We start from the raw sequence: 26,531 nt of genomic DNA, 5'->3' as shown, positions 1-26,531 counted from the left end.
CGGTTTTGGGTAGGTGCTCGGAAGGTGGCGCTAGAAGCTAGAACCCAGCTCAACGCCCATATGACGTGCTAGCGGGGGTGCTAGACCTAGCAGGGGTGCCTGCTAGGTCTAGCGGTCGAATCGGCTACGCGGCTTCGGAGCTTCCGTCACGTACCGCAATCGATTTGAGGATGTCGGCGCGCTTGATGCCGCGCCGGTTGACGCCCTTGCCGTCCTCGGTCGTGCCCCATACCTGACCGGTGCGGATGCCGAGCGGCTTGAGTGCCGCGGCGAGCTGCTCCAACGTCCACTCGCCATAGATGGCGGGGCGGAGTTCGATGAGCCGAGCGAGGAGCGTCTCGGACCAGACCTTGGATTCCTCGCCCGGGACGACGGCAAGGACGTCGCTCAAGACGTCGATCGCCGTGACCGATTTCCTCTCCGGCTGCTCGCCGAGCGCATGTCCTGCGAGAGTGCCGGCCCGCTCGCGCAGAGCGCGGGCTCGAAGGCCGATGCGGTCTGCCGCCACGGCGTCCACGAAGGTCCCCTGGACGATGCGAGCATCCGCCCCCTCGCCAAGGAAATAGCAGATGCCCTTGTCGCCCCAGGCGAACATGTTCGCGCGGACGCCACGTTTGTAGGAGCCGGTCCCCAGCACCATGTCGTTTTCGATCTGGCCCATGACCTTGAGGCACCAGCGGGCTGAAGCGTTCGCGCTGATCGCCGTCGGGATGGCGTCCTTGTCCGGTCGCTGGGTTGCGAGCAGGAGCACGATGCCGGTTGCCGGGCCACGCTTCACCAAGTCCGTGCAGATCTCCCTGAGTTCGGTGCCGTACTTGGGGTGTTCGAACCAGATCTGGCACTCGTCCACACCAACAACGATGGGGTGGAGGCCGAGGGACTTCTTGGAGGCGAGTTCCGAGGTGACCTTGGACTCCGGACAAATGTCGCGTGGCAGCGACCGGATCACCTTCGCGCGGCGGCGCAGTTCGCCCTGCAGTTCCCGCATGTCGGCAACCGCGTACTCGATGTCCTCGACCTCGTCACCCGCCCGGTGCCGGGAAGCGACACGATCTCCGACGCTGTCGAGGTCACCGGTTCCCTTGAGGTCGTACGTATGGACCTCAGCTCGTACGTCCAGTGCAGCGATGAGGAGGAGCAGGCGGAGAAGGAACGTCTTGCCCATGCGGGGGACGGCTCCGATGATGCCTGCGATGTACATCAGGGTGATCCCGACCCAGCGTCCGCGCTGGTCAGTTCCCCATTTGACGGTCTTGAAGAGATCGACGCTCCCCGACTCGGCGAGTGGCCACTTGGGCTTCTCCGCCTGCGACATGTCCTGGTCGCCCACCCATAGCCGAAGCCGGCCGGTGTGCTCGTCCGGCACCGGCTCGGGCCACACGCACCCAAGCGGTCGCCGAAGTCCCGACGCGAGTCTGTGCCGCCGCTCGATGACGTCCGTAACAGTCACGCCGTACGGAAGATCGCCCTCAGCCATCCAGCCGGGTCCGTCACGGGTGATCGGGGCCGTGAAAGTGAAGCCCTCCTCGCCCTTGGCCTGAGCCTGGCCGATCGCCGCGATGCCGAGGGAGCCGAGCGCACGAAGCACGATGTCACTGGTGAGCTTCGTTGCCTTCGGAATTTCCACAGATCTGTGGATCACGGGCGCGTCTGCTGCCTGTCCGAGCCATCCCAGCGCGAGTCCGGCCGCCGCGCCGACCGTAAGAAGCAACCAGTTCGGGGCCAGGACGTACAGGGCGAGGGCCGTTGTCAGGCCGACGATGGAGGCCGCGACGCCGACGACGGTCCGCCACCGGACCCGTCGGTCGCGCTGGCGGGAGAGCTTCAGGTAGCGGTCGATGTCGGCCTTCTCGGCGGCTTCCTTCCGGAAGACGTCGCCCTCGGCATCCTTCATCCACCGAAGGCTGTCGCCGATGAAGCGAGCCCCTCCGCGAGGAGACTGCAGGAGGAGCCGTGCCGCGTACCAAGGGGTGCGGATCGCGTGATACGAGGCGATGTGCCAGGCATAGTCGACGACACCCCAGCCAGCTAGCTTGAACTCGTCGACCGAGCGAACCCACTCGGGGATGACCGCGCGACGCTTGGCGCCGCGCACTCGTTCCATGAAGCCGACGCCAGACGGGCCGCCGGGTCGGTCGACGTTGATGGGCTCGGTCGGGTCCGGGTCGCCCGCCTCGGTCGGGGCCGAGTCCGGTGTCTCAGCGGAACTTCCGCGTCCCGACCGACGCTTGAGGAAGTCGCCTACCGACTTACCAGAGTCGGCATCACCCATCTCCTTCTCAAGGCGCTCGAAGAGTTCGTCCTCCGAGTCTCCGTGGTCCTCGTGCTTCACTGACACGTCCTTCCTGAACGGGAGGGATGCCAGGGCCCGCCCCTACCCGCCAAAGCAGCGGGCGGGCCCTGCGCTGAAAGGTTGGGGAGAGATCTACGGGGCTCAGGAGAGCGCGTCGACGGCCTCTGCCTCGGTCTGAAGCTCATGACGCTCGGCGCGGAGCACGTCTCGGAGCTGGCGTGACCGGTCCTGACTGCATCCGACGACCTTGCGAATCGGCTCCGCGTCCAGGCGCTCGACCGGCCAGTCCGAAGTCTTCTCGCGGGCCTTCGCGAGGGCCTGGCCCCACGTCATGCGCGGGCTGCTCTTGTCGGTCCTCGCCGGTCGTCGCCTTCGAGGCTCGGGCGTTTCACCCGACTCAGCCACCGACTCTTGCTCGTCGGCCTCGTCGGCCTCGTCGGCCTCGCCGGTCGGGACGGATCCGTCGGGAGCCAGCTCGCCCAATTTGAGAAGAACGAGGTCCCGAACCGGAGCCTTCCTTCGCCAGGCCCGACCGTAGTCTGCGCGGAGTTCCGCTCGGACCAACAACCGCTGCTTCTCCAGGGCGAGCGCCTTGCGATAGTCGGTGGTCTCCCACAGCACCATCCGGCGCCACAGCATGAGCGTCGTACGAGGGGCGATCAGCCAACGTGACCGTCGAATGCGCTCCATCCGCTGGCCCGTCGCCACGCCGACGCGCACGGCGTAGACATGAGCGGCGACCTCACTCAGTCCCACCCACAGGAGTGGCATGGAGCCGTGAGCGAGCTTTGCGGACACCGTCGTGCCGGCTGCGATGTTCAGCCAGCACGTCACGAGCGTCAGTGCCCACGGCGCGAAGTGCACCCAGGCAAGCGGCATGTTCAGCCGGATCAACAGCAGCCGAGCCGCAGTGAACACCGGGATGGCGACGTCGATTCCGACCGGCACCATCCACGGATCGGAGAAGCCCCACCGTGCCGCTGCCACGCTGAGCGAGTCGTACGAGGACGCGAGGCCGAGGCCCCCGACGCCCGCCCCGGCAATCACGGCGACGCCAAGGAGGAGCTTCTCGCCCTGGGTCAGTGGGGGCGCCTGTTCAGTCTGCGCAGGCACCACGCTCAGGCCGCCTTCCGCAGCGAATCCGTGCGCAGACCGATGCTGGTGGTCCGCAGCATCGTCACGTGCATGAGGTTCGATGCGTAGAGCGCGTTGAGGGTGGCGATCGCGTCGTTCTCGCCCGCCTGTTTGATCTCGATCAGCTCGGCGAGCACGTCCTCTGCCGCCGCCACACGGGCAATGAGGTCTTCCTCGGACTCATCGATCTCACCGACGAACAGGTCCCGGAAGGTGTCAGGGAGGTCCGGCTCGTTCGCGTCCTGCAGGTCGCCGAACCCTTGTGCCAGCTCGGCGAACTCCAAGGCGCTGAGGAACCGCTGGTTTCCGACGTACAAGTACATGGCCTTCTCCAAGTTCCTGGAAGGGATGGGGAAGCCAGCGCGGTGGGCTGATGTGACCCGTCGGCCACCGACACCGGCATACGCCGTGCTCAGATGCGGACGCGTCGAGGCCCCGTCACGCGAAGACCCCAGCGGTACGCGACAGCGAACATCGTGAAGCCGCCGAGAGCCGCCATGAACGTGAGCGGCCAGCTACCTCCCAGCCCCTGGACGGAGCGGGCCGCGACGTACGCGGCCAGCAGAGCGACGACCAGCGTGAACAAAGCCAAGAGTCGGTCCAGGGCCGTGGGAGGGCAGGATTTGCGGGCCACGATCTGCAAGTCCCGCGCGTCGGCGACGCGCGGAGTGCTGCCCGGCACGTGCATGACGACGAGCCGGGTGGCGTTTGTGTCGAGACTCGCGACGGTCCCGATCACCATGTCGTTGCGATCACGGACCACGTCGCCAATCGCGAGACGCATGAGGTCCCCCTTCGGGAGTAGAGGCAGGAACCGAGCAGGCACGAGGCCTCGCCGGCGTGGTTCAGGGGAGACCACTCAGTCGACGAGTGGTCATGACCTGTGGCGACGTCAACTGCGCTGACGACGCCACGGATCAAAAGCACTCGTTCGTTTCGAGACGATGTGGAGTTCTCAAGGAACGGACGCTTCCTTCGTACTGGCCCCCTCGGGCGTTCCTCCATGCGTCACAGCTCCTAAAGAGGTCAAGTCCTCAAGACCTCTTTAGGAGTTACCAGGACTATGGCGCAGCACTCCCCCACTCGTCAAGACCTCTTTAGGAGTCGTATGCTGAAGCGCGCTTGAACGACAGGACGGTGAGCACGAATGGCCAAGGCCTACGAGAAGATCGCGGACGAGCTCCGCGCACAGATCCGCGCAGGTCAGCTAGGGCCAGGGGACCGACTGCCATCCGAAGCCGATCTCATAAAGAGCACGGGGCGCAGCGGGCCGACCGTCCAGCAGGCTCTACGCCTGCTCCAGTCGGAAGGGCTGATCGAGAAGCAGCACGGCCGCGGAACCTTCGTGCGCCGCCCGCGCACGAAGGTGCAGCGTGCGAACACGCGGCACCAGTGGGAGAAGGACCGTGCTCGCGCTCCCGAGCAGCAGCGCCTGGAAACAGGAGCGACCGAGCACGACACCGGTCTTGAGGTCGACGACCTCGTCTTCCACGCCGCGTACCGCGAGATCGAGGCTCCCAAGGAAATCGCAGAGGCCATGGGCGTCGAAGAAGGCACGGCTCTCGTCGAACGGTCCTACCGAACGCGATACAGCGCCGAGCGGAACCCGTTCAACCTCGTTACGTCGTATCTGATCCGCGACATCGTCAAGGGGAACCCTGACCTCCTTGACGACACGAAGGAGCCGTGGCCAGGCGGGACCGGGAACCAGCTGTACACCGTGGGCATCGAGATCGACCGCATAGAAGAGCGTGTGACGGCCCGGCCTCCGACGGTGGAAGAGGCGGAGGAGTTGGGCCTGCCACCCGGTACCGCGGTTCTCGTTCTGCGGAAAACCCAGTACGACACCGACAACCGCATCGTCGAGATGTCGGACATCACGCTGCCCGGCGACCGCACGGAAATACTGTTCACGACTCCCTTGGAAAGGTGGTGAGCCGTGAGCCAGCGCATCGTCATCGTCACGGCCGTCCATGCACCGTCGGCGCACTTCCTGGCTGACGCGTACAAGTCCATATGCGAGCAGGAGCTGCCCGCCGGCTGGCAGTGGCACTGGCTGATCCAGGAGGACGGGAAGACTGATCAGGTCGCGCCCCACGTCCCTGACGACGACCGAATCACATTCCGGCAGGGGCGCCATGGTGGCCCCGGCCTTGCTCGCACCATCGCCTTGGCCCACGCGGACGGCGAGTACGTCAAGGTCCTGGACGCCGATGACCAGCTGGCGCCGGGCGCCCTGGCCCGCGACCTCGCGGCCCTCGAAGCTGATCGAAGCATCGGTTGGGCTACGTCTCGCGTACTCGATCTGCTCCCCGATGGATCTACCGTCGGCTTCCCCGGCGACCCAGAGCCCGGGCCGGTCGAGCGTCAGGAGGTGCTCGATTACTGGGCGTCTCACGACTATCGCGCGCAGGTCCACCCTGCGACCCTCTTCGTGCGCCGCGACCTGCTCATGGCCCTCGGCGGTTGGATGGCCCTGCCGGCATCCGAGGACACAGGCCTTCTGCTCGCCCTGAACTCGACCTCACGCGGCTGGTTCTCGTCGGAGGTCGGCCTGCTCTATCGCAAGTGGGAAGGCCAGGCGACCGGCCAGGCAGCGCACGTCGACACGGCAGAGCGCGACGCCCGCATGGCCGTTGTCGAGGCCAGGGCGCGAGCACTGGACTACTTCCAGTGGCGCTACCCCGTCAGCTCTGACTGATCATCACTGATTAACCGGAACCTCGTAGACGATCTCGCAGGAGGCAGCGGGCACGACGATGTCAGCCGTTTCGACCGGGCGTCCGTCGTCGCTGTAGTAGGTCCGCTGAATGCGTGTCACGAGCGCACCGCGCTGAATGCCGAGGAGCACAGCCTCCTCGGCATTCGCATGTCCGGGCTCTGGCTGCTCCACGGCTCGGCTGACCGTGATGCCGACTTCCGCCATGCGGCGCACCACACCAGTTCCGGCCAGCGGACCCCCTTCCGGAAGCACCACGAGCGAGCCCGAAGTGAGGCTGTACGGCTCCCAGCTCGTGGACAGCTGGACGGGCCGCCGATCGGCCAGGAACTCATAGGCGGTACGGACGCAGTAGGCCCCCTCGGCGATGCCGAGGCGAGCAGCGATCTCCGGGGGCGCCGGGATCATGGCGTCACTCCGGCTCTCCCACGTCCCGTCCTTGCCGAGTGCGCTCATGTCCGCGCGAAAGGGAGACTCACCAGCCTGCTCGCGGTGCTGCGAGCGCACCATCCGCAAGCGCTCGCGCGGTTCGGCAACGTAAGTCCCTGAGCCTGCGCGCCCTTCCAGAACGCCCTGCGAGATAAGGGTCTCCTGCGCCCGACGGATGACGGCCTCGCCAACACCGCACTCCTCCGCAAGCTGGGCGCGCGAAGGCAACCGGTCTCCTGGCGTCCACTCGCGGTCGGCGACTCGCTGTCGCAGCACGTCAGCGATGCGGAGGTATGGCGGTTGGTCACGCATATAGAAAATCTAGTCCACGACCTCTAATCTAGATAGCTAGCTTCTAGTTAGCTATCTAGATATATGTGGTCATGGAGGAACGCCTTGTGCCCTCACCAGAAGCTCGCGCCGACGAGATCGTGGCGGGCCTCTCCGCTGCTGGGTTCGCTCCGCAGCTGCAGCACCACGCGGACCGCATCTCCATAGAGACGAAGGTGCCGAGCTCTGTCTCCGCCGAGTCGTGGAAGCGGCTTCTCGCGCTGCTGATGACGGCTGACGGATACGGGCTCGACACCAACGCGAGCGGCACCACAGCAAGAGCCGCCGTACGCAAGGAAACCCCCGCGACGATCCAGCTCGTCCGGGGGCACGGCCATCAGCCTTAGGGAGCTGAACAGCGTGTTCGACAGTATCCGCAGCCAGGGATCGTGGGCCAGGCAGTACCGCGCCCAATCCCGCGCACGCGTGACGAGGGACTCGTGCAGCGCACCGACACACCCCGGGCGCGCCAGCAGGGAGGGCCAGTGATCAATCCACGGAACGTCACCATCACCACCCTCGAAGTCACGTCGCAAACGATCCGGCAGCACGACGTCGTGGACATCGGCGGTCAGCGCTTCGAGGTGCTGAACATGTTCGAACTCCATGGGCAGGCCAAGGGTTTGCGCTTCACCTCGGGCGAGGTCCTGACCATTCACTCCAGGACCCGGCTGTCCGTGACTCGCGCAGTCAGAAGGGGGTGAAGCGGCGCATGGGATCCAATCGATACGAGTTCATCGCGGGTGAGCTCCGGCAGCAGATCGCCACGGGTGGGTTCTCGGCGGGTGATCAGCTGCCCGCCGAGAGCGAACTCACGAAGTTGTTCGGAGCGAGTCGGCCCACCATCCGTGACGCCCTCTCCATGCTTGAGAACGAGGGGTTGATCATGCGGCTCCACGGGCGCGGCAACTTCGTTCGCCACACGTCCGGGCAGATCACGTACGCGGCGGACAGTCTCTCGGGAGACCGGCGAGCAGCCGTCAACGCCGCCATAGAGGTCAGCGTGAGCATCAGGGAGACAGCAGCCGGCAAGGAGCTGGCATCGCTACTGCGTACGCCACCGGCCACCGCGCTGATCGAGTACGCGTTCCTCAGCCATCACATGACGTTTCCGTATGCCCTGGCTCGGGTCTACGTACCGTGCGACGTGGCACGCCTCGATATCCCCAGGGCGAGCGGCTCGCCGCTGGGAGATGAGGTACTCGACCGGCTGGAGGGCGCCGGGATCCACGTGGCCAACAGAGCCTCGCGCGTCACGGCCCGGCTGCCCGACGCCGAAGAAGCCTGGACACTCCGTATCGGTACCGGGACTCCGGTGCTCGGCATCGAACGGGTATCAACCAACGTCGCGGGCCGGGTGGTAGAGGCGTCACTCCTCACACTCCCTGGCCACAGCGCAGAAGCCGTCTTCACTGCGCATGCCACAACTCCGGCCCCCGACTTGGAGGGCGCCCGATGATCCCGACCCAGGCAACTCGCCTACTGCCGTGGTCAACCCCAGAGGGGAAACCCTGCTACCTCGCGAGTGACGACGGAAGCGGCTACCTGTCACGCGTCGCGGACAACATCGAGTCCGTACAACTGGGCATGGCTGGCGAATTGCTGGCCCACACCGACGACTTGGTGACCGACCCCAAGGCCACAAGTGATCAACTCCGCTTCGCGCTCGCCCGCACGAGTGAGGCCCTCCGCGACGTGAAGCGCATCGCGGACAGCAGGGGCGCACGGCTGCCTGAGCCTGACAACGATCCAGACGCGATCGATCCCGACGAGGACCCCGACGACGACGGACCGCACCTTCCTGCCGGGGCATTCGGATGAGCGCAGACGACGGCCAGAACCGAGGCCAGTACCGGCACATCGAATGGACGCTGTCGGCCGTGCCCACGATGGACCTACGCCACCTCGGCAAGTGCTTGACGTGCGGCGAACGCTCTACGGACTCCGCCGTCGCGGACGACGCACAGCTGTGGTGCCTGAAGCACGCTGGCAGGACGCAACACCGCAGCTATGAGCTGTCGGCGTTCCAGTACTTCAACGCGATGATCACCGATCCGGCGGCGGGTGGAACCGCTTCGAAGTAGAGCCAGATGGAGCTGCCACGGCGGGGCCTTCAGCAGCCCCGCCCGGTGGTGTCAAGGATCGGCAGAGTGGATCACCGCAGGTATTCCAGCGGTTCTAAATCACACCTCACCGGGAAGCACAACCCCTTTCGCTACCTTTCTGAGCGCACTTTGCAGTAGGCTGGCTTGGCCTGGTTGACACTCGGACCGGGCACACAGAAGGGCCCAGCTCCTGCCAGAGCCAGGCCCTCCATGCAGTTCACGAGCCCGGTCGACCAGTTTGCGGCCGGGCTCGCTGCATGTACAGCTGCCCGTTCGGCCGGGTACTCGGGCGGCACTCAGGCGAACTGAGGGAACTACCCCGCCAGGGCGATGATCGTCACCAGAAGAGTCACAACCGCTACGCCGAACGACCACTTCTCAAAGCTGGTCCACGGCTTACGGCCCTCCTCATTACCGGAACTCATCGCACCACCTCCCCGCATCCTCGGGGCCCGGCGCCCACGGCTTGGACACCGGTGGTACGTGAACTCGCCTCGTGACGAGCCGAGTTCAGAGAATGATTGGGTTCGGCGGTACCGAATATACCGGCCGCATCAGGACTCACGGGACGCTGAACCACTCTCAACTAGGCCCGATAGTAGGAACGCTGCACAGGCCCGATAGTTGAAAAGAGAAGTGGCCTTCCCCGCATGCGAGTTAAGCGCTCATTCCGCTTGTGGAGGAATTGTGGAGATCTTCCTGAGCTTGAGCGAAGGACCGAGGGCAGACCGTCGCCCAGTCACAGTCACCTTTAGGTACCTTGATCGAGTTGCCGAAGGCTCGTACGGTCACGGCTATGCGTCCCGCTACCCACCGCCACGCGCCTGAGTTTCTGATCACCCTCGGCCGTGGCTACGTGCGCAATGCACCCGGCTCGTTGCTCAAAGGCCCGCTCGCTGCCCGATATCTCAATCCGTACCTGCGCGACCATCCGCGCCAGCGCGTGGTCGAGGCGCGGTTCGGCGCCCACTTCGCTTGCGACTCCCGCGACCTCATCCAGCGGTACATCAGCCTTTACGGGGTGTGGGAGCCCCACATGACGCGGTGGCTGCAGAGCCGTCTGGGCACCGGAGACGCGTTCGTCGATGTGGGCGCGAACATCGGGTACTTCGCAGTCTTGGGCTCGCGCCTCGTCGGCAGCACAGGACGGGTAGTGGCCATCGAGGCGTCCCCCACCTTCCACAACCGCGTGCTGCAGCACATCCGCCTCAACGACTGCGACAACGTGCGCGCCGTCAACGCGGCGGTCTCCGACAGCCACAAGACGCTGACCTTCATACTCGCCAGCTCGAACAACATGGGCGCGAACTCCATCGTCCCGTACGACGGCCCGGCAGAGTCGAGCTTCGAAATGGAGGCTGTCCCCTTGCCCGAGGTCCTGGACGAGGACGAGCTCCGCAGGGCCCGCGTGATCAAGATCGACGTAGAAGGTGCCGAGGGCGGCGTCATCAGAGGACTGGCCCCTGCCCTGGAGGAGCTCCGCCCGGATGTGGAGATCGCCGTGGAAGTCACTCCAGATCGTATGACGCAGCTCGGCGACTCCATCGACGAGTTGCTGGAGACCATGGCTCAGCACGGCTTTCACGCCTACCGACTGCCGACCGACTACAGGCCAGAGAACTACCCTCGCGCCCTGCGCCGGCCGGAGCCTCCGGTTCGATGGCGCGGCCCCATCGTCGGCGAGACCGAGCTGATCTTTTCCCGGATCGACGCCGAGACGCTGCGCTGACCCAGTTCTTCCTCAACCCCGCCGTCCGACCCCTTACCCGGTGGTGGAGCCGGCTCCTACCGGCCCACCACGAGTCGCCGCCCTAGAGGTCCCGGTCAAACGGCAGGTCCAGCATCCGAATCGCATTCCCGCGGAGCAGCTTGTACGCCACGTCCTCAGGGAGGTGGCCGACGTGATCCTCAGCCACTGCCTTCGTGTGCGGCCACGTCGAGTCGACGTGCGGATAGTCGGTCTCGAAGGTGGCGTTGTTGACGCCCACGGCCTCGATCGAGGCGATACCGTGCTTGTCCCGGAAGAAGCAGCAGTAGATCTGCCGGTAGTAGTACGACGACGGGGGCTCCGGGATCAGATCCTTGACCCCACCCCAGGCCCGGTGCTCCTCCCAAACATCGTCGGCGCGCTCCAGGGCGTACGGGATCCACCCCATCTGGCCCTCGCTGTAAGCAAGCTTGAGGCGTGGGAACTTCACCAGGACACCGGAGAAGAGGAAGTCCATCATCGATGCCATCGCGTTGTTGAAGCTCAGGGACGCCTGAACGGCCGGGGGTGCGTCAGGTGACGCCGCCGGCATCTGCGACGACGAACCGATGTGCATGTTCACGACCGTGCCGGTCTCCTCGCACGCCGCGAAGAACGGGTCCCAGTAGCCGGAGTGGATCGACGGCAGCCCGAGGTGCGTCGGGATCTCGCTGAAGGTCACAGCTCGCACGCCCCGGGCGGCATTGCGCTTGATCTCGGCGACAGCGAGGTCTACATCCCAGAGCGGGATGAGGCACAGCGGGATCAGCCTTCCGCGGCTGTCACCGCACCACTCCTCGACCATCCAGTCGTTGTACGCCCGGACGCAGGCGAGCCCGACCTCCTTGTCCTTGGCCTCAGAGAACGTCTGCCCGCAGAAGCGCGGGAACGTCGGGAAGCAGAGGGAGGCCTCAACATGATTGATGTCCATGTCCTCCAGGCGGGCCTTCGGATCCCAGCAGCCACGACGCATCTGCTCACGCGTGATGCCGTCGAGCGTCATTTCATCCCGCGAGAAGCCCACAGCAGCGATGATCCGCTTGTACGGGAAGATCTCTCCCTCGTACTCCCACCAGTCGGTGACCTGCCCTTCTGGGTCCGTCGTGAACTTGTACTTGCCGCCGATGTACTCAAGCTCGCCGATACCTGCGGTAAAGGGCTTCGGGCCCCGGTCGCGGTACTTGCTCGGGAGCCACTTCTCGAAGAGGTGCGCGGGTTCGATCACGTGGTCATCCACGCTGATGACGCGGGGGAGCTCTTTGGCCCCGACCTCGTTGTTCTCCACTGCTATGCCCCCTACTACCTGCCGGTTTCCCATACACGCATCTGACGGGCCATCAGATTGAGGTTATGGGCTCACACCGGTGACGGCAACAGTCCGCTTGAAACTCGACCCCTTGCGCGATCGTGCAAGATCCGCTGAACTGACGCTCCGTCAGGTCAGGTGGAGGGAGGGCGCTCGATGCAGACGATTTGGCTCAGCGGTGCCGAGTGGTTCGCCGTGCTGAGGATCGGTCTGGGCCTGTGGTGGCTGGAGAGCTGGCGCCACAAGGACAAGAAGACCTGGTTCACCGGAGGGGGCATCGGCTGGGCGGTGGGCATCGCCGAGAAGCACCGCTGGCAGTTCGTACGGTCCGGCTTCGACGTGACGGTGAGACCTCGACCGAAGCTGATGGCCTACATCGTTGCCTACGCGGAACTGGCCCTTGGGCTCGGCCTCATCTTCGGCTTCTTCACGCCGATCGCGCTCGTCGGCGGCCTCGTACTCAACCTGATCTACTTCGCGTTGATGATCCACGACTGGGCCGAGCAGGGGCAGAATCTGATGATGGCCCTGATTTCGGGCGCTGCCCTCTTCGGTATGAGCTGGCAAGTCTGGTCGCTCGATTACGTATTCGAGCTGTTCCTCTAGATGCACCGCGGCTCGGCTTCGGTCGAGGCAGCAGACGATCACCTCTTCGCCCTCAATGCACCCACCGCGACCCCCTCAACCGGCAAGGGTCGGACAGCCGCTCATGGCGGCTGCCCGACCCTTGCCGTGAGCCCTTGATCATGCAGGTCCGAGGATCGAACGTCACAGCATGCTACGGAATGCGTGCGGAGCCGGCGTTGCCGCGACGGCGGTTATTCCAGCCTCACGCCCATACGCTTGGCGATCTTTTCAGTGTCCTTCGTGTGCCACCATTCAAAAAGGTGGGTTCGCAGGAGCAAGGCGAGATAATCAAGCGTCTCGTCGAACAGGTCGCCACTGACGAAGCTTGCCTCTTCACCTTTATAGTGCAGAGAAACGCGCCAAACCTCACCTGAAACCCGAACATCAAGCTCGATCAGCAGGGCAGGCGAAACTTCATCTACCTGAAACCGCAGGACCTCGATAGGGACTCCTGGCCCCTGCCTCTGAACTCCAAGGAGCTTTTCTCCGAGTTTTTCCTGCACCTGTTCCGCAGTGGCCATGAATCATCCTTCTAGCAAGCGTTTGCACTTCGCGGCGTGTATTCAACGCTAGCCGTGATGACTCCCTGAGGTGTCACCCCGCCGGGCCTACCGCCGAGCGGCCCCTTGTTGTACACGACCTTGAAGTTCTTCCTGGGATTCGGCGAGCACCCAGTACCCGGCTTATAGCGGAAGATGACGCCAGGGCTCTTCTCGTAACCCTTCCAGAGAGTCTCATTGATCTTATTCTTGAAGGAGGTGCTCCACCTGCCACGCTCGACCAGGTGCTTATGGCCCCAGTTCACGGTGCCGCAGCGCAAGGGTATCCTCGCAGGCCCACGGTTGAACGTGTAGGCAATCTTCTTGCTGTTTTGGTTCTTACACTTGTCGGCCCTGGTCTCAACGGATTGCACCGTGCGACCAGTATCCCGAACCTGTGCGTTCGCCGCTGGCACGCAAAGCGAGATGGTCAGTGCTCCCATTGCGACCACGAATGGCACGGTTATCTTACGGTCCAGACTCACGTACTTCCCCCTTGGTTGGTCAGTCGATGATCATCCTCCGTCGCATAAGCGTGGGAGAACAAGTGATATTCGACGTGATCACTGTCACGCTACGCATTGGAACGAGCACTGCACGTAGCGCATCCGGGCAGTGACGGGCTGGGCTCCCTGCGTGACCTAGGGATCAGCGCGCCGCAAGGCGTGGAAAGCAGATCACAGTTGCCCGGGGGAAGTTTCGCCTCATGCGCCGACCGGCCGAGGCCGCGCCCTGGGGCGGAGCGCACGGGGTGCCCAAGCGCCATACCGTGCACCGGTCGCCAAGTACCGCGCTTGTCTCGGCCGGGCAATCGTCAGCGTGCGCTGCGTGTCCGGCGAATGCCTCACTTGTGCCAGGGTGCGCCTGGGCGCCGGCGCCCTCGAGGCGTGACGGATCTTATTGCGTCGTCGTTGATGTTGATACACGTGCATGGGCCTTGGGTCACCGTCAGGTGCCTCTACGAGATCAGCTCGTTTTTTTCGCCTGTGCCCCCTCATAGTCCATCGTTGCGGCCCCAGATTGGCGAGGATGGAGAACCCGACGACTCAGGCCTTGCCCCCGACCGGGCGTGAGGAACTGCTGCAGCGCCTCCGCGAAGCCGCGGCAGCCTCAGCCGCGCGGGGCGAGAATTGGCCTCGGCTGCTCGCGGATCTGCTCGGCGGCGTAAGTGCGACGTGGCAAGAGTCAGCCGAGGTGTGTGCCGATGCCGCGTGGCAGGCACGCTCCATCGGACGCAGCGCGCTGTCGTTCCTGGACCCGCCCGAAATTGCCCGTCACAGTGACCCGACTACGGGCCGTGCGCTACTTCACCTCTACCTCAATGGTCTGCGCTATGACTTTCGGTGTCGCAGCATTGAAGTTCTCTTCGGCACGCTCACCTCTTCGGGGAGTCTCGAACTCGACTGCTACACGCAGGCGTTACGGGCCTTCGCGCCTCTGGCTCAGTCCCACAGCAGCGGATACCTGCTCATGGAGGAGGTGCTCGCACAAGCCGACGATCATGCCAAGACGTTGCACGTCCTATTGCACGGACTGTGGCTCGCGCACGGCCTCTCTGGCCGCGAAGAAGCCATGCTGCACATCTTGGGCAGGAAAGCGTTCGCCGACCGCGTCGATCCGATCGCGTTGTTCCGCGAAGCGACGGCTCTCCGTGGTCTGGGGCAGTACGGACAAGCGCTGGCGGCAATCGACGAGGCCGTTGAGCATCTGTCGCCGGCAGCTGTGAATGTCCACGCCGACTTCGTCCGCGAACGCTCCCTGATCACCGCCATACACGAGATGCAGCACGGCGCCCTCGACTGCGGGTGAGCGTTGTGTCGATGGGGCACGGGACACCCCGGGGTGCCGACACTCGCTCAGTCACGCACTGTCCCGTAACAGGCAAGGTTGAACGCGCGCCACCGAAGTCTGAGCGGCCTGGGTTCGGCCCCTAGAACGGAGGCCTCCCATCGCCGGAGATAGGCACAGAGGCAGTCTCTTCCTCATGACGGTAAGTGTTCTCCTCTGGCCAGATACGGCGCTCCTCACCGTTCGGTAGGCGCAACCGGACAGGGCCACTCTCCATCTGGTGAATCAGTGGAGTCGGCACGTCGTGGAGCGTGCCGCTCCACTCGCGGGCGCGGGCAGGGCCGATAGCTTCCAGGTCTGCGGTTACATCGACCTGCTGCTCGCCCACTATCAGTGTGGCGTCGTCGTAGTACGTGGAACTGGGCATGCTTCCAAGGTGCTCTCATGCGCAGCGATTCGCCACCCACACCGCACGGGGTGTATCTGCTACTTCGACGCGGCGGGCGACGTGGAGAACGCCCATTGCAGCAACTCGCCTACAGTGATCCGCAGCTTCTCTGCCACATCGCGCGCCTCGTCCACCGACATGGTCACCGACAGCCCCGGCTTCCCGTACGTCGAGTACTAGCCGCGCTGCGCTTTCTGAACGCGTGGATCAACGTGTGCAAAGGCGCGACACTGGGAGGACCCGCGGCGAGCAGGCCCGTCCACCGTCCCCGGACTGGCTGGTTGAGCAGAGCCCAAACGCACGCGCTCCAATGGCCGTCCGCATCGGCGGGTGCCACATGCCAGGCAAGAGGTCGCGCGGCGTCACGCAAAAGCAGGCACGGCAAGCCCTGTACGAACGGGTCGATGCCTTCCCGCGCTGTCGACCGGACGGCGAGCTCGGTTTGCTGACAAAGCCGTATCGGGCACGTCGCCAGCCTGACCACCGTTTCGCCACGAGCCATCTGGAGCCTATTTGCTGCTCGCTCTATGAGGGACCAATCACGAACCCAACGAACCACATCAAGAGCGCTGCAACACGGGGTGTCACACCCGTCACTGTGTCACCCAACCGTTCCGATGGCTTAAGTCGACCTTCACGAGCGGTGACCCCCCGTGTTCCAGCCATCGGCTTCCCCTTCCTCCGCTGCACTCGTAACATCGTCCAGTCGTCTTTAGGAGTCGTGTTGACCTGGGGGAACGGTGGGAACGGGCGAGCAGCTCGTAACAGTCGCAGCGGTATTGCTGGGCGCGTTGACGACGCACCTGACCAACTACCTCATGAACCGCAGCCGCCAGAAGCACGAGCTCCTGGTCCGCTGGGATGACAGGAAGTTGGACGCGTACGAGGGATACATCGATACAGTCCGCACCTCCGTCTTTCTCGCTGTTCATCTCTACGAGCTCAGAGAGGGACTCCGCGAGAGTCAGCAGAGCGAGAGAGACGTCCGCGCCGAGGTGTTGGAGGCCAGCCACCTTCGAGGACGGGCCTTCGAACGCATCCTGCTGCTGGCAGGGGATGAGGTCATTGAGGCCGCCCACCAACTGAATGCTGTTGCCCTCAGCATTGATTGGCAGGCCAACGGCAAGGTGTCGGGCACGCTTGAGGAGTGGCGGGACCGAAACCGAGCAGTATTCCGCGCCATCACTGCCTTCCACGACGCGGCGCGCCAGGACCTCGGCGTGAGCGGCAGTGTGACCGGGGAACAGCACCCGGAGCGGGACCTGTTGCTCCCGCCTTCGCCGCGGAACCCGTAGCCACGGTCCGTACAGCCCGCTGCTCTCGAAGCCGACCAGTTCGCCTTCGGCCGCCGGCGTCCACCGCATGCGGCCCGCTCTTCGCTCGCTTCCCTTCATACCGCCCCACGGCAACGGACGTCAGCGGTGGCACCACTAAGCCTCGCGCGTTTGTCTGGTCTGTTGCGCCGAGGCATGCCACCCTGCCCGGCACATCCGTCTCACACGGACTATGGACCACTTTGGGGCAGGCGGCCTGCGTACGGTGCACCATCGTGCTGGCAGATGAGGAGAGGCCGATGAGCGAGCGCGACCGGGAAAATCATGGCCCTGAGGCATCAATCCTCAGGCAAGGCCACGCCGCCCGAGCTGAGAGTGCCGCAGCTCGGGCGGCAGCCATCAGCCATTACATCGAGCGGGTCGCGAGAGAGCGGCCGGATGGCAAGGCTGCTGACGAGAACGCTGTCTGGAAGGCAGCTCACGCCGCGCGTGTAGCGGCGCAAGCGCTCGCAGTGCTGTCGGAGATACCACCCGATCCAGCCGCCGACTCTCGCTGCGCCAGAAACTCCGCTGCCTCCGCCGCGCAGGCCTCCCAGATGGGACAGCTCGTCGACGGCGATTCCGAACCGTCGCTCGCTGCATGCAAGGCCGCGCTTAAAGCATCACTGGCTGCATCCGCTGCAGCAGGAGCCAGCGCTCTCGGGGTGAACCAAGCGCTGAACTCCCAAGCGGATGACGCTGAGAGGCTGGCTGTCGCAGCAGCAGAACGCTCCGGCTGGCTCCGCCCCGGCGAAGAAGTCCCTGCCGTCTCAACGGGCGTGCGAAGTCCCGAGGTCATGACGATGCTCCACCTCTGATGGCTGATCCACTATCCGATCACTCCCCGGGGAGTGATCGGGGAGTGGATCAAGGACGGCGGTGTCAATCCCACCCTGGCAGGCCTACGCAGACCAACACCTGACCTGCACTGGAGCGAAGTCGACCAGGTCAGGGACTTCCCGGGACCTTCTTCGGGACGAAGAGGTCGTGGGTTCAAATCCCGCCACCCCGACAGCTGAAAGACCAGGTCAGGAGCCCACTCTTAAGAGTGGGCTCCTGACCTGTTTCTGTGTGCGTGTCTATCTGAGTGACTATGGCTTCAGACTGAGTGCCCACGCTTGAAGATGCCGTCCATGACCACGGCGCCGGTCTGGATCACGGGCCGGATCTGCTTCCGGTAGACCTCCTCAGTGACAGCGGTCCCGGAGTGCCCGACGAGCCGGGAGATCTCCTCCAGGGGCACGCCGCTGTCGGAGAGCAGCGAGACGAAACTGTGCCGGAGCTCCCGGGGTGTCCACTCGGCTGCGTCGATCCCATCGGCACCCTTGAAGGCCGCCCGAAAGGCGCGGCGGACGTTGGTCGCATCCAGCGGCTTACCGACAGCCGAGGAGAAGACGAGCCCGTTCTCCTCCCAGTCGTCACCGGCAGCGAGGCGCTCCCATCCTTGATCCTCGAACTGGGCCCACAGGACCTCCACGCAGCGCGCGGGCAGGGCGAGCGTGCGCCGGGACTTCCGCGTCTTGGTGTCCCCGCCACGTCGGACCGACCGCCACACGGCGATGTGGGGAGGCTGCGGCGGATTGGCGTCCGGCCTGCCCTTGAGGAACACGTGATCCCAGGTGAGCGCGCGCAGCTCCTCGGTACGGGCCCCGGTCAGCAGGGCGACGACGATGTACGCGTACATCGAGGTCCCCTCGGCAGCCTTGAGCACGGCCTCCGCCTGGACCAAGGTGAGCGCCTTGGACGGGCGCCCCGGGCGGCCGGCCGGAACCGCGCACAGCTCGACGACGTTGCGCTTCACCTTGTCCCGCGCCATGGCCCGCTTGACTGAGCGGTTGAGGCAGGAGTGCAGGCCTTGGAGAGTGCGCGTACTGAGCGTGCGAGCCTTCACCGCCAGCCAGCGGTCAACGTCCTCCGCACTGAGATCACGAAGCTTCCGCGCTCCCAGACTGGGGATCACATGGGTCCGGCTCAGTCCCGTGACGGTCTCGACCGTGCCCTCGTCCCGGCCCGCCAGGCCGTAGGTGAGCCAGTCATTCACCGCATCCGCGACCGTGTAATTGGTGGGCGCGATGGCGAGCCCGTCCTCGTGATCGCGCAACACCTCCTTGAGCTTGTTCTTCGCCTCAGTCTTGGTCCTGCCACTCCCCCGCTTGACGATCCTCTTGCCGCTCGGATCAAAGCCGAGGTTCGCGGTGGCAATCCAACGCTGCCGCTTCTCATCCCAGTGCAGGCCACCGTCACCACGGCTACGGCGCATGGACATCAGGCAGCACGCTCCATTTGCCCGGCGATGAATTCCCCGAGGGCGGAGGCAGGGATACGTCGGCACCGTCCGATGGCGACAGAAGCCAGACGCCGAGTGCGAATCAAGTCGTAGACCGTGGACCGCCCCACCTTTAGGCGAGCCATGACATCGGCCACGGTCAACAGCTCGTCGTCACGCATGCGTTGGTTCTCCTTCTGTTCCGAGGGCGGGTTCGGTGGTTTCGGCAAGCCAGGCTTCGGCATCGGTGAGGCCGGTTCCGGCGTAGACCCAGTGGGCGAGGACGAGGGTCGTGTCGCCCACCTCCGGATTTCCGTAGGTGGTCGGGTCGGCGGTGGCCGCTGTGGCTTGGGCTGCGCGCCATTCGGCTCGGGCAGTGCGGAGAGCGCCGAGAGTGGTCGAGTAGCGGCGGGACTTCGTCGAGAAGTGGCCGCGGAAGCCAAGCATGTGGGCCCAGGCCCGGAGCCGGAGTTCCTCAAGTTCCTTGCGGGCGCCGAGGGTCCAGGCGGTGCGGATCATGCGGCGGGCGTGGTCGCTGATGTCGAGCTGGGCGAGTTCGGCGAGGAACTTGAGCGGTCGGTCCAGAGCTCCCGTGGCAGTCTCGGCGCCCTTGGTGGCGTACTTGGCGATGTACGCGGCGACAGCCCGTTCGGTCAGCTCCTGGCCGTCGTCGAAGTCGGCCGAGCGGATCGTTCGTACGTCGAGCTGGCGGCCGAAGGTGAAGGCGTGGGCGCGGCCGTCGATGACCGGGCCGTCCACGCGGGCGGCGGTTGCGGCAGCTCGGATGGCGTCGGTCAGCAGCTCGGCGGTCGCCCAGGCGGGAGGCGGGGTGTCACCGCCGTCCGGGCCGTCGATACGGATGACCGCGTGGAAGTGGACCGCACCGCGCTTCTGGTACTCGGCGACCTTGGCGAAGGATACCCGGGCGTACTCGCGGAAGGCCCGCTGTGTGAGTCCGGCGCGCTTGGCGACTTCCCGGCGGACGTAGGTGGAGAAGCGCCGCCAGAGCGCACCGGCGTGTGCGTTCCAGAGCACGGCCGCTTCGTAGTCGTAGGTGTCGGGGTTCAGTGGGGTGCCAAGGGCTTCGTCGTCCTGGTCGTGGAGGGTGCCGCAGCGGCAGGCGCGGGCCGTTCGGGCCGGGCCGGTTGGGCGGTTGTGGACCGGGCCGAAGCCGGGGGCGGTGAAGGTGGCGAAGACGCGGGGGTGGGCTGCGACGCGGTCGGGGACGCCCTTGCCGCCGCGCAGGCCGGAGGTGATCAGGTGGAAGGTGTCGCGGCGGTAGACCTCCGCGCAGGCCGCGCAGCGGGTCGTACGGCGGTTGTTGCAGCGGACCAGGAGGTGACCGGCCGGGAGGGTGGTCGAGTCGAGGTGGTGGAGGACGTTGCCGATCTCGCCGGTGCGGGTGTCGACGGTGTGCTCGGTGCGGTGGCCGTCGAGGCGGATTGGGTGCGTGCAGCCGCCGAGTCCGGAGAGTTGCCGCAGGAGTGCGGGCATGGTGCCGAACGCGGCCAGTTGACCGAGTTCGCGGAGCGGAGGCGGGGTGGCGCGCGTAATGATGGGTTCTCCTTCTGGCTTCGGCTAGGAGGGGCAGGGCCCCCGGGGCGGCGGATGCTTGGCGGTATCAAGGCCGCCCCGGGGGTCTTTCAGTGCTGGCGTCTAGCGGCGGCGCTGGTCGCGGAGCATCGAGCGGATGACCACGGCGCATACCGCGACCGAGATGGCCGTGACGGCGACGGCGGCCAGGAGCGCGGTCAGCACGACGCCGCCGACGAGGACGGCCGCGACCGCTCCGGTAGTGACGGAGATCTGAGGCGCCGGGCGCTGCACGGGGGCGGCCGGGTCGGCCACGGTGTGGGTGTGCGCGGGCGCCGGTGTCGGGCTGTCGGGGTACTTGGGCAGGAACACGGCGAAGTTCTCCTTACCTACTCGTCTAGTCATGTGAGCCGTTTACGACGCCCACGCCGGAGCGCGTACCGGATTCGATGGCCGGGGCCATGAAGGTGTGCGAGAGCCAGAAGCCGAACAGTGCGATCACCACGACGATCCACGTGCGGACGCCGAGGAACTTGACCGCTCCCCAGGCGAAGCAGCCGAGGACGAACACGAGCGGCAGGCTGACGGTCACGGAGGCGGGTCCTTTCAGCGGACGGGGCAGCGGTGGGTACGGGCGGCCAGTTCGGCGGCGGCGCGACTGTCGTAGTCGGCGGAGAAGCCGCAGCGCGGGGCCGTGCAGGCGGCGGTGTGTTTCTCGCGGCCACGGCTGTCGTACGCCGTGCCGACCTGGACGGGACCGATACGGGTGACGGAGCGGAAGCGGTGGTTGGCGCTCATGTGGATCTCCCTTCAGAACGTTCCGAGCTTTCAGAGCTGAGCGGCGATGGCGTCGGCCATGGGCATCGGGACGCCGAGGCGGGCGCGCAGGGTCGTGGTGTCGATGGACGTGCCGGTACGGGTGTGGTGCTCGGTGGCGACTTTGCGGGCGTGCTCGACCAGGGCGGCCGGGACGGATACGGAGGTTGGAGGGGTCGGGGTGTGCGCGGCTTCCGGGACGGGCGGCGTCGGGAGCTCCGGCACGGGATCGGGCGCGTCCTCCTGGTCGTCGATGTGCTCGGGCTCTCGGCCGTCCTCCTTGGTCGTCTCGTGCCGGGGCGGCGCCGAGTGAGCCAGGAGCGTTCCGCCGAGGAAGGCGACAGCAGGCCAGCCCGCGACGAGGATGCGGAGCCAGGCCGGCACATGGTTCAGGTCGAGCAGACCGGCGGTGGCGACATTCGCGCCCAGGGAGGCCGCGAGCGCGATGACGAACCAGCACCAGCCCGCGGCTTTGGCCTCACCGGCCCGCAGTCGACGCCAGGCGGCGACAAGCAGCAGGTCGACCGAGATCGGGTAGGCCCACGCTTTCCACCCGTCCTGTCCGGCCGCCGAGGCGACGTCGTGCAGGTGGGCGAAGGACAGGGCGGCGGCGATGACGGCCTGGACGAGTACCGCGTCGATACGGGCCAGTTGGGCGCGCATGCTGCGGCTCCTTCCGGATTCAGGCATGGCAGGGGTAGGGACGTGGCGCGAGACGGTCACGCCGACCGGGGTGGGAAGGTGCGGGTCAGCCGGTGACCGGTCGCGGCTTCACGGCCGGGGCCGGGGACTCGACGGGCTGTGCGGGCACGGAGGGCCGGAAGGGCTTCAGCGCGGGCAGGTCGGGGACCATGTGGGCCGACGCGCGGCAGGTCTCGGCGGCGTCGGCCAGGGAGAGGTACGGGGTACGGATGCGGGACCAGCCGCCCGAGGTGTCACCGGCGACGGCGAGACCGGGCCGTTCGGCAGGGATGGCACAGGCGGCGGAGACCGCTTCGGGGGCGATGTCGCCGAGCGCCATTTTGGCGGAGGCTTCGTCGTTCACGCGGTGGCAGACGCGGCCAGTCAACTGGGCTCGGAGCATCGTGGCGCCCTTGCCGAGTTCGGCGCCGAATCGCTGCCCGCATACCTCCAGGTAGATACCGGCCGCGCGGCCGAGTTGAGCGAGCCGGATGAGCTGGGTGACCATCTCGTCCCGTCGCTCTTCCTCCTTCTTCGTGGCGACGAGGAAGAGTTCCGCCACCTCGTCGACGAACAGCACCACGGGCACGGGCCGTTGCTGCTCGGGGAGCCCCCAGATGTCGGAGGTGATCTCCTCGTCCGGAGTGCCCGGGGCGATTCCCTGCCGGGCCTTGATCAGGTCGTATCGATCCTCCATCTCCTTGATGAGCGCGGGCAGCAGTTCGGCGGCCTGCTCGGGATCGGTGGCGAGCGCCGACAGTCGTGGGGCGAAGGGCGCCAGCTCCACACCGCGCTTGCAGTCGATGCCGACCAGAGCGACGGACTGCGGCGCGAGTCCGGTGACGAGGTGGCGCAGGTACATGGACTTGCCCGACAGGGTGGCGCCGAGGGAGAGGCCGTGCGGCACGGCCCGGTAGTCCCGTACGAAGGGCGTCGCGTCTTCCCGCAGCGCTACGGGTACTTGCAGGAACCCGCCCTCCGTTTTGCGCGGCATGCGGACCTTGCGCAGCACGTCGTAGCCGACGAGTCGCAGGTCGACCACGCCAGGCTTGACCGTGGTGACGTAGACGGCGTGAACTCCCCAGGCGTGCCGCAGGCGTTCGGCCGAGGCGGCCACGTCAGCGGGTTCCTGACCGGGCGCGAGCCTCAGACGAAGCCGTAACCCGGTCGTGGTCGGGCGGATGATCCCGCGACGAGGCGGTACGGGCCGGACCTCTCCACGGGTGGTGGCTTTGACCGCCAGGACCCGCAGCCGGGACGGCGTCACCGTCAGGCCGCAGGCCTCCATGACCGAGCCGTACGAGCTGAGCAGTCGGGCCGTGGATATTGGCAGGCCGACCGCAGACCAGTAGGCCCCCGGGTGCTTGGCCCGGGTGTAGGCAGCCCCGCCGCCGAGTGCGGCGACAGGACCACCCACCTCCAGAAGCGTCGTCAGGTCGGTCATCAGGCCGACGCCCCCACGGCTGCCGGGAAGGCGGCCGGAGTAACGGCGGCGCAGCGGTAGGCGATGCCGTGCCGCTGCTGGCCGTTGAAGACGCTTTCCCAGGGCCGGGCAACGAGCCCAGGAAGCGAGACCGGAGCGCCGAGCGCCAGCTCTTCGGATACTCCACTCTCAGGGATGGTCACCTTGATCAGCGACGACTCCCCCTCCTCGATGTAGACGACGCCGATCGTCATCAGGGCTTCCCCGCTGTTGACGTCCTTCGCGATCTCGCCCGTCTGCCGGTCCCGGACCTTGGGCACGGGCGCCTCAGTCAGCAGGATCGTCGCGGCCGAGGTCTCCACACGGATGGTTCGCAAGATTCTTCCCATCTACTCGTCTATACAAGATGCAGCCTTCGAACCCGATCTTCGGGAACGGCGACCACGTTGCCACACAACTTGCCCACTCGTCTATACGAGTATGCCTGTTGGCGTGTACGAGTTCGAGGAACGGACCACCGTGCGCCACGGCCGCCAAGGCCCTTACGTGGCCGGGAGTTGGTACGACAGGACGTACGCGTCTGCCGCCATGACGGTGTCGCAGACTTCGACGGCTCGCCCCTCGGTGTCGTACGCGGTACGGATCAGGCTGATGACCGGCACACCGGAGGCCAGTCGCAGGGTCCGCACCTCGGAGGGCGAGGGCATCCGGGCCCTGATCTCCTCCTCGAAGTGGTCGAGGTGGTGCCCCAGCTCTTCGAGGCGGGCGTAGATGCCGCCGGGGCCGGGGTTGGGCTCGGCGATCTGAGTGCCGCGCGCGATGTCGAGCGGCAGGAAAGAGGTAGCGAACTCGACCGGCCGACCATCGAGCAGGTACCGACGCCGACGAGCAAGCACGCGCCGCACGGAGCCAAGGCGGGTGGCGATGTCCTGACTGGCCTTCTCCTCCTTGACCTCCAGGCTGTCGACCTGCGGATGACTGCCCGCGGCATCAGCTTCGACGATGAAGGCAGACTTGCCCTGCTCACGGTGACGTCGTGCGAAGCGGTCGGATGCCAAGCGTCGGACGGGCGGCCGTGGCCGGACGAAGACACCCTTGCCATGCTCGGCATGGACCAGACCCTCGCCCTGGAGAATCGAGAAGGAGTTCCGAACGGTCATCCGGGAAACCCCGTAATGCTCAACGAGGTCGGCCTCCGAGGGCAGCTTTTCGCCCTCCTTGAATCGCCCACGGTCGATGGCCTCGCGCAGCTGGTCAGCGATCTGTCGAAAGACCGCACGATCGCTCGTGGGGTCGATGTCGCCGAGCAGGCTCGGGAGTGACGTCACGTGTACTCCTTTAGGTATCTAGACGAGTGGGCGAGTGTTGTTGCTACGGTGGAGAGCCTAGCCATTCGGGAGGATCGAGGACCTTGAGCACTGACCGTCCGCACTCCGTGAGCGTTGCCGGAGTCATTGTCGACGACCAGGGCCGAGCCCTCCTGATCAAGCGCCGCGACAACGGCCATTGGGAACCCCCGGGCGGCATCCTCGAACGCGAGGAAACCATCCCCGAGGCCCTGCAACGCGAAGTTCTCGAAGAGACCGGCATCAAGATCGCGCTTCCCGCGACCCTCACCGGCATCTACAAGAACATGACGGGCTTGATCGTCTCCATGGTCTTCCGCTGCGAGGCCGCCGACGGCACGCCCACTACCGGCGACGAGACCCGAGCTCTGCGCTGGGCCACCCGCGAAGAAGTCAACGAACTCGCCGACGAGGCATACGCGATCCGCGTCCTGGACGCACTCGATGCCACGTCCCCGCCGGCCATCCGCGCCCACGACGGCGTCAAACTCGTCTAGCTCGAACCCGCTGCACATGGCGGCCTACCAGCACGAAGGAACTTGTATGCACGAGTATACGAGCACTATCCGAGTCTGGGGCCTCACTTGCCCAGGTTTCCCTGAAGAGGTCAGCCGGGCTCGACGCTGGACGCGCGACATCCTTCGTGACTCGCCCCTGGCGGAGGACGCCGAACTGATCGTGAGCGAGCTGAGCGCGAACGCGATCCTGCATACGGCCAGCGGTCACCAGTCGGGCAGCTTCTCCCTTGCCGTCGAGGTATCGCCGCAGATGGTCGCCCTGTCGGTCACGGACGACGGGGGCACGAGAACCGCGCCGAAGGTCGAGCACCAGGACGCGGATGCGGAACACGGCAGAGGTCTGGGCATGGTCAGCGCAATCGCCCACAGGGTCGTCGTCCGTGACAGCGACAAGGGCCACACGATCACCGCGGAGCTCTTCACCGATGCCGGCCGAGGAGGCCACCCATGCGGATGAACAAGCCCCGGCGGGGCTACTGGTGCGAGTGCTGGACGGAGACCACCACGGGCCACCAGGCCGGGCCGCAGCTACGAGGATCGTTCGACGCCTACTCGGCACCGCAGGCCGACAGGTGGGTAGCGATCGCACTCCGCACCATCTCACCGGCACTGGACACCGACGCTTCGGACGAGGCTTGGGGATGGCTATACGCGGGACGCGTCCAGACCCGCAGAGCCCTCTTACGCATGGAGCCGTGCAGAGTCTCCGTGACGCACGCCGACACCCGAATCACCTGGACGATACGACCAGTCGTCTTCCTACCACTCGCCCACCGCCAGGCAGCCGAACTCCCAGCTTGCGCACACGACTTCAAGCCCCACCAGTCGGACTGAGTTACAACTTTCTCTACTGGTTCAAGGCGGCTCGCTCCGCTCCCCGCGCGCGGCCCGGCTCCCCGGGCCGCCGCTCCTGTCTCCGCCCCGCTCCGGCCCGGTCCACCGGGCCGCGGGACAAGAGCTGGCGGCCAACTGAACTCAGAGAATGGGTACGTCGTGGCTGGGGCGGTCGGCTCCACGGCTTTAGGCAGCCACTTTGGGGCGAGCCTCGAAGATCATGGCCCCAACGTCGTGCTTTAACGGGCAGGTCCACAGACTAATGTCGCGTCGCTATTTGGCTGGTGGTTGGGGTGTGACGCGGGGAGTCTCGTCTCTGCGGCAGATAGTGATCGT

General features: G+C 65.9%; 35 protein-coding genes. 16 read left to right on the top strand and 19 right to left on the bottom strand.

Features of this window, described 5'->3' with window-relative positions:
- Positions 1-124 precede the first annotated feature (124 nt).
- From AB0M70_RS33055 to AB0M70_RS33040, 4 genes are all read right to left on the bottom strand, one after another.
- Positions 125-2,272, bottom strand: coding sequence for a cell division protein FtsK (locus tag AB0M70_RS33055; protein ID WP_365826205.1), 2,148 nt, complete (start codon positions 2,270-2,272; stop codon positions 125-127).
- 162 nt (positions 2,273-2,434) lie between these two features.
- Complete coding sequence (locus AB0M70_RS33050; RefSeq protein WP_365825879.1) at positions 2,435-3,409, bottom strand: DUF2637 domain-containing protein; 975 nt, start codon at positions 3,407-3,409, stop codon at positions 2,435-2,437.
- Positions 3,410-3,411: 2 nt separating this feature from the next.
- Positions 3,412-3,750, bottom strand: coding sequence for a hypothetical protein (locus AB0M70_RS33045; protein WP_365825877.1), 339 nt, complete (start codon positions 3,748-3,750; stop codon positions 3,412-3,414).
- An 89-nt stretch (positions 3,751-3,839) separates the two neighbouring features.
- Positions 3,840-4,211 (bottom strand): hypothetical protein, encoded by a 372-nt coding sequence (locus tag AB0M70_RS33040; protein WP_365825875.1) that lies wholly within the window; start codon positions 4,209-4,211, stop codon positions 3,840-3,842.
- A gap of 363 nt (positions 4,212-4,574) precedes the next feature.
- On the opposite strand from AB0M70_RS33040, the gene AB0M70_RS33035 reads away from it, so the two are divergent.
- Both AB0M70_RS33035 and AB0M70_RS33030 read left to right on the top strand, forming a co-directional pair.
- Positions 4,575-5,363, top strand: a complete 789-nt coding sequence (locus AB0M70_RS33035; protein WP_365825873.1) for a GntR family transcriptional regulator — start codon at positions 4,575-4,577, stop codon at positions 5,361-5,363.
- Between the two features lie 3 nt (positions 5,364-5,366).
- Entirely contained in the window at positions 5,367-6,128 is a 762-nt protein-coding gene (locus AB0M70_RS33030; RefSeq protein ID WP_365825871.1) for a glycosyltransferase family 2 protein, read from the top strand.
- Positions 6,129-6,131: 3 nt separating this feature from the next.
- Here AB0M70_RS33030 and AB0M70_RS33025 read toward each other — a convergent pair whose 3' ends face one another.
- Positions 6,132-6,887: a GntR family transcriptional regulator gene (locus AB0M70_RS33025; RefSeq protein ID WP_365825869.1), complete on the bottom strand. Its 756-nt coding sequence runs from the start codon at positions 6,885-6,887 to the stop codon at positions 6,132-6,134.
- Positions 6,888-6,958: 71 nt separating this feature from the next.
- On the opposite strand from AB0M70_RS33025, the gene AB0M70_RS33020 reads away from it, so the two are divergent.
- The 6 genes from AB0M70_RS33020 to AB0M70_RS32995 all read left to right on the top strand — a co-directional run bounded on the left by AB0M70_RS33020 (position 6,959) and on the right by AB0M70_RS32995 (position 10,739).
- Complete coding sequence (locus AB0M70_RS33020; RefSeq protein WP_365825867.1) at positions 6,959-7,252, top strand: hypothetical protein; 294 nt, start codon at positions 6,959-6,961, stop codon at positions 7,250-7,252.
- 93 nt (positions 7,253-7,345) lie between these two features.
- The gene (locus AB0M70_RS33015; protein WP_365825865.1) at positions 7,346-7,609 is read left to right on the top strand and encodes a hypothetical protein; all 264 of its coding nucleotides are present in this window, start codon (positions 7,346-7,348) and stop codon (positions 7,607-7,609) included.
- Between the two features lie 8 nt (positions 7,610-7,617).
- The gene (locus tag AB0M70_RS33010) at positions 7,618-8,364 is read left to right on the top strand and encodes a GntR family transcriptional regulator (protein WP_365825863.1); all 747 of its coding nucleotides are present in this window, start codon (positions 7,618-7,620) and stop codon (positions 8,362-8,364) included.
- Positions 8,361-8,726 carry a hypothetical protein gene (locus tag AB0M70_RS33005; protein ID WP_365825861.1) on the top strand — a complete coding sequence of 122 codons (366 nt, stop codon included), beginning with the start codon at positions 8,361-8,363 and terminating at the stop codon, positions 8,724-8,726. Before AB0M70_RS33010 ends, AB0M70_RS33005 begins: the two co-directional genes overlap by 4 nt.
- On the top strand, positions 8,723-8,989 hold the full coding sequence (locus AB0M70_RS33000; protein WP_365825859.1) for a hypothetical protein: 267 nt from the start codon (positions 8,723-8,725) through the stop codon (positions 8,987-8,989). Before AB0M70_RS33005 ends, AB0M70_RS33000 begins: the two co-directional genes overlap by 4 nt.
- An 817-nt stretch (positions 8,990-9,806) precedes the next feature.
- Positions 9,807-10,739, top strand: coding sequence for an FkbM family methyltransferase (locus AB0M70_RS32995; protein WP_365825857.1), 933 nt, complete (start codon positions 9,807-9,809; stop codon positions 10,737-10,739).
- An 82-nt stretch (positions 10,740-10,821) separates the two neighbouring features.
- Here AB0M70_RS32995 and AB0M70_RS32990 read toward each other — a convergent pair whose 3' ends face one another.
- Positions 10,822-12,075 carry an amidohydrolase family protein gene (locus AB0M70_RS32990; RefSeq protein ID WP_365825855.1) on the bottom strand — a complete coding sequence of 418 codons (1,254 nt, stop codon included), beginning with the start codon at positions 12,073-12,075 and terminating at the stop codon, positions 10,822-10,824.
- 144 nt (positions 12,076-12,219) lie between these two features.
- On the opposite strand from AB0M70_RS32990, the gene AB0M70_RS32985 reads away from it, so the two are divergent.
- Positions 12,220-12,669, top strand: a complete 450-nt coding sequence (locus AB0M70_RS32985) for a DoxX family protein (protein WP_365825853.1) — start codon at positions 12,220-12,222, stop codon at positions 12,667-12,669.
- 212 nt (positions 12,670-12,881) lie between these two features.
- Here the strand turns inward: AB0M70_RS32985 and AB0M70_RS32980 are convergent, their stop codons facing one another.
- Positions 12,882-13,211 (bottom strand): hypothetical protein, encoded by a 330-nt coding sequence (locus tag AB0M70_RS32980; protein ID WP_365825851.1) that lies wholly within the window; start codon positions 13,209-13,211, stop codon positions 12,882-12,884.
- A gap of 11 nt (positions 13,212-13,222) precedes the next feature.
- Positions 13,223-13,714 (bottom strand): hypothetical protein, encoded by a 492-nt coding sequence (locus tag AB0M70_RS32975; RefSeq protein ID WP_365825849.1) that lies wholly within the window; start codon positions 13,712-13,714, stop codon positions 13,223-13,225.
- Between the two features lie 544 nt (positions 13,715-14,258).
- Between AB0M70_RS32975 and AB0M70_RS32970 the strand changes: the two genes are divergently transcribed.
- Positions 14,259-15,038, top strand: coding sequence for a hypothetical protein (locus AB0M70_RS32970; protein ID WP_365825847.1), 780 nt, complete (start codon positions 14,259-14,261; stop codon positions 15,036-15,038).
- 121 nt (positions 15,039-15,159) lie between these two features.
- On the opposite strand, the gene AB0M70_RS32965 is transcribed toward AB0M70_RS32970, so the two are convergent.
- Positions 15,160-15,444: a hypothetical protein gene (locus tag AB0M70_RS32965; protein WP_365825845.1), complete on the bottom strand. Its 285-nt coding sequence runs from the start codon at positions 15,442-15,444 to the stop codon at positions 15,160-15,162.
- A gap of 331 nt (positions 15,445-15,775) precedes the next feature.
- On the opposite strand from AB0M70_RS32965, the gene AB0M70_RS32960 reads away from it, so the two are divergent.
- The 3 genes from AB0M70_RS32960 (at position 15,776) to AB0M70_RS32950 (ending at position 17,596) form a co-directional block, all read left to right on the top strand.
- Positions 15,776-16,330, top strand: a complete 555-nt coding sequence (locus AB0M70_RS32960; RefSeq protein ID WP_365825843.1) for a DUF6233 domain-containing protein — start codon at positions 15,776-15,778, stop codon at positions 16,328-16,330.
- Positions 16,284-16,760: a hypothetical protein gene (locus tag AB0M70_RS32955; RefSeq protein WP_365825841.1), complete on the top strand. Its 477-nt coding sequence runs from the start codon at positions 16,284-16,286 to the stop codon at positions 16,758-16,760. The genes AB0M70_RS32960 and AB0M70_RS32955 overlap by 47 nt, the downstream gene beginning before the upstream one ends.
- 278 nt (positions 16,761-17,038) lie before the next feature.
- Positions 17,039-17,596: a hypothetical protein gene (locus AB0M70_RS32950; protein ID WP_365825839.1), complete on the top strand. Its 558-nt coding sequence runs from the start codon at positions 17,039-17,041 to the stop codon at positions 17,594-17,596.
- 281 nt (positions 17,597-17,877) lie between these two features.
- Here AB0M70_RS32950 and AB0M70_RS32945 read toward each other — a convergent pair whose 3' ends face one another.
- From AB0M70_RS32945 to AB0M70_RS32900, 10 genes are all read right to left on the bottom strand, one after another.
- Positions 17,878-19,044: a site-specific integrase gene (locus AB0M70_RS32945; protein WP_365825837.1), complete on the bottom strand. Its 1,167-nt coding sequence runs from the start codon at positions 19,042-19,044 to the stop codon at positions 17,878-17,880.
- Positions 19,044-19,226: a helix-turn-helix domain-containing protein gene (locus tag AB0M70_RS32940; RefSeq protein WP_365825835.1), complete on the bottom strand. Its 183-nt coding sequence runs from the start codon at positions 19,224-19,226 to the stop codon at positions 19,044-19,046. The genes AB0M70_RS32945 and AB0M70_RS32940 overlap by 1 nt, the downstream gene beginning before the upstream one ends.
- Positions 19,219-20,538, bottom strand: coding sequence for a replication initiator (locus AB0M70_RS32935; protein WP_365825833.1), 1,320 nt, complete (start codon positions 20,536-20,538; stop codon positions 19,219-19,221). The genes AB0M70_RS32940 and AB0M70_RS32935 overlap by 8 nt, the downstream gene beginning before the upstream one ends.
- A gap of 162 nt (positions 20,539-20,700) precedes the next feature.
- On the bottom strand, positions 20,701-20,949 hold the full coding sequence (locus AB0M70_RS32930; RefSeq protein WP_365826203.1) for a SpdD protein: 249 nt from the start codon (positions 20,947-20,949) through the stop codon (positions 20,701-20,703).
- Between the two features lie 25 nt (positions 20,950-20,974).
- Complete coding sequence (locus tag AB0M70_RS32925; RefSeq protein ID WP_361718513.1) at positions 20,975-21,169, bottom strand: hypothetical protein; 195 nt, start codon at positions 21,167-21,169, stop codon at positions 20,975-20,977.
- Between the two features lie 14 nt (positions 21,170-21,183).
- On the bottom strand, positions 21,184-21,375 hold the full coding sequence (locus AB0M70_RS32920; protein ID WP_365825830.1) for a mobile element transfer protein: 192 nt from the start codon (positions 21,373-21,375) through the stop codon (positions 21,184-21,186).
- A 30-nt stretch (positions 21,376-21,405) separates the two neighbouring features.
- Entirely contained in the window at positions 21,406-22,056 is a 651-nt protein-coding gene (locus AB0M70_RS32915) for a DUF2637 domain-containing protein (RefSeq protein WP_365825828.1), read from the bottom strand.
- Between the two features lie 85 nt (positions 22,057-22,141).
- Positions 22,142-23,518 carry an FtsK/SpoIIIE domain-containing protein gene (locus AB0M70_RS32910; protein WP_365825826.1) on the bottom strand — a complete coding sequence of 459 codons (1,377 nt, stop codon included), beginning with the start codon at positions 23,516-23,518 and terminating at the stop codon, positions 22,142-22,144.
- A complete protein-coding gene (locus AB0M70_RS32905; RefSeq protein WP_365825824.1) occupies positions 23,518-23,874 on the bottom strand; it encodes a hypothetical protein in 357 nt (118 codons plus the stop codon). Before AB0M70_RS32905 ends, AB0M70_RS32910 begins: the two co-directional genes overlap by 1 nt.
- A 165-nt stretch (positions 23,875-24,039) precedes the next feature.
- Positions 24,040-24,825: a GntR family transcriptional regulator gene (locus AB0M70_RS32900; protein WP_365825822.1), complete on the bottom strand. Its 786-nt coding sequence runs from the start codon at positions 24,823-24,825 to the stop codon at positions 24,040-24,042.
- 107 nt (positions 24,826-24,932) lie between these two features.
- On the opposite strand from AB0M70_RS32900, the gene AB0M70_RS32895 reads away from it, so the two are divergent.
- From AB0M70_RS32895 to AB0M70_RS32885, 3 genes are read left to right on the top strand one after another with little or no spacing between them, the layout of a single operon-like run.
- Positions 24,933-25,340 (top strand): NUDIX hydrolase, encoded by a 408-nt coding sequence (locus AB0M70_RS32895; protein ID WP_363210662.1) that lies wholly within the window; start codon positions 24,933-24,935, stop codon positions 25,338-25,340.
- Positions 25,341-25,386: 46 nt separating this feature from the next.
- Complete coding sequence (locus tag AB0M70_RS32890) at positions 25,387-25,818, top strand: ATP-binding protein (protein ID WP_365825820.1); 432 nt, start codon at positions 25,387-25,389, stop codon at positions 25,816-25,818.
- On the top strand, positions 25,809-26,195 hold the full coding sequence (locus AB0M70_RS32885; RefSeq protein WP_365825818.1) for a hypothetical protein: 387 nt from the start codon (positions 25,809-25,811) through the stop codon (positions 26,193-26,195). Before AB0M70_RS32890 ends, AB0M70_RS32885 begins: the two co-directional genes overlap by 10 nt.
- Positions 26,196-26,531: the final 336 nt, after the last annotated feature.

This window comes from Streptomyces sp. NPDC051214 (genome assembly GCF_040682375.1).
In the GTDB taxonomy this organism is placed as follows: domain Bacteria; phylum Actinomycetota; class Actinomycetes; order Streptomycetales; family Streptomycetaceae; genus Streptomyces.
The sequence above is the reverse complement of the archived record's forward strand: the minus strand, read 5'-3'. Positions and strand labels throughout refer to the sequence as shown.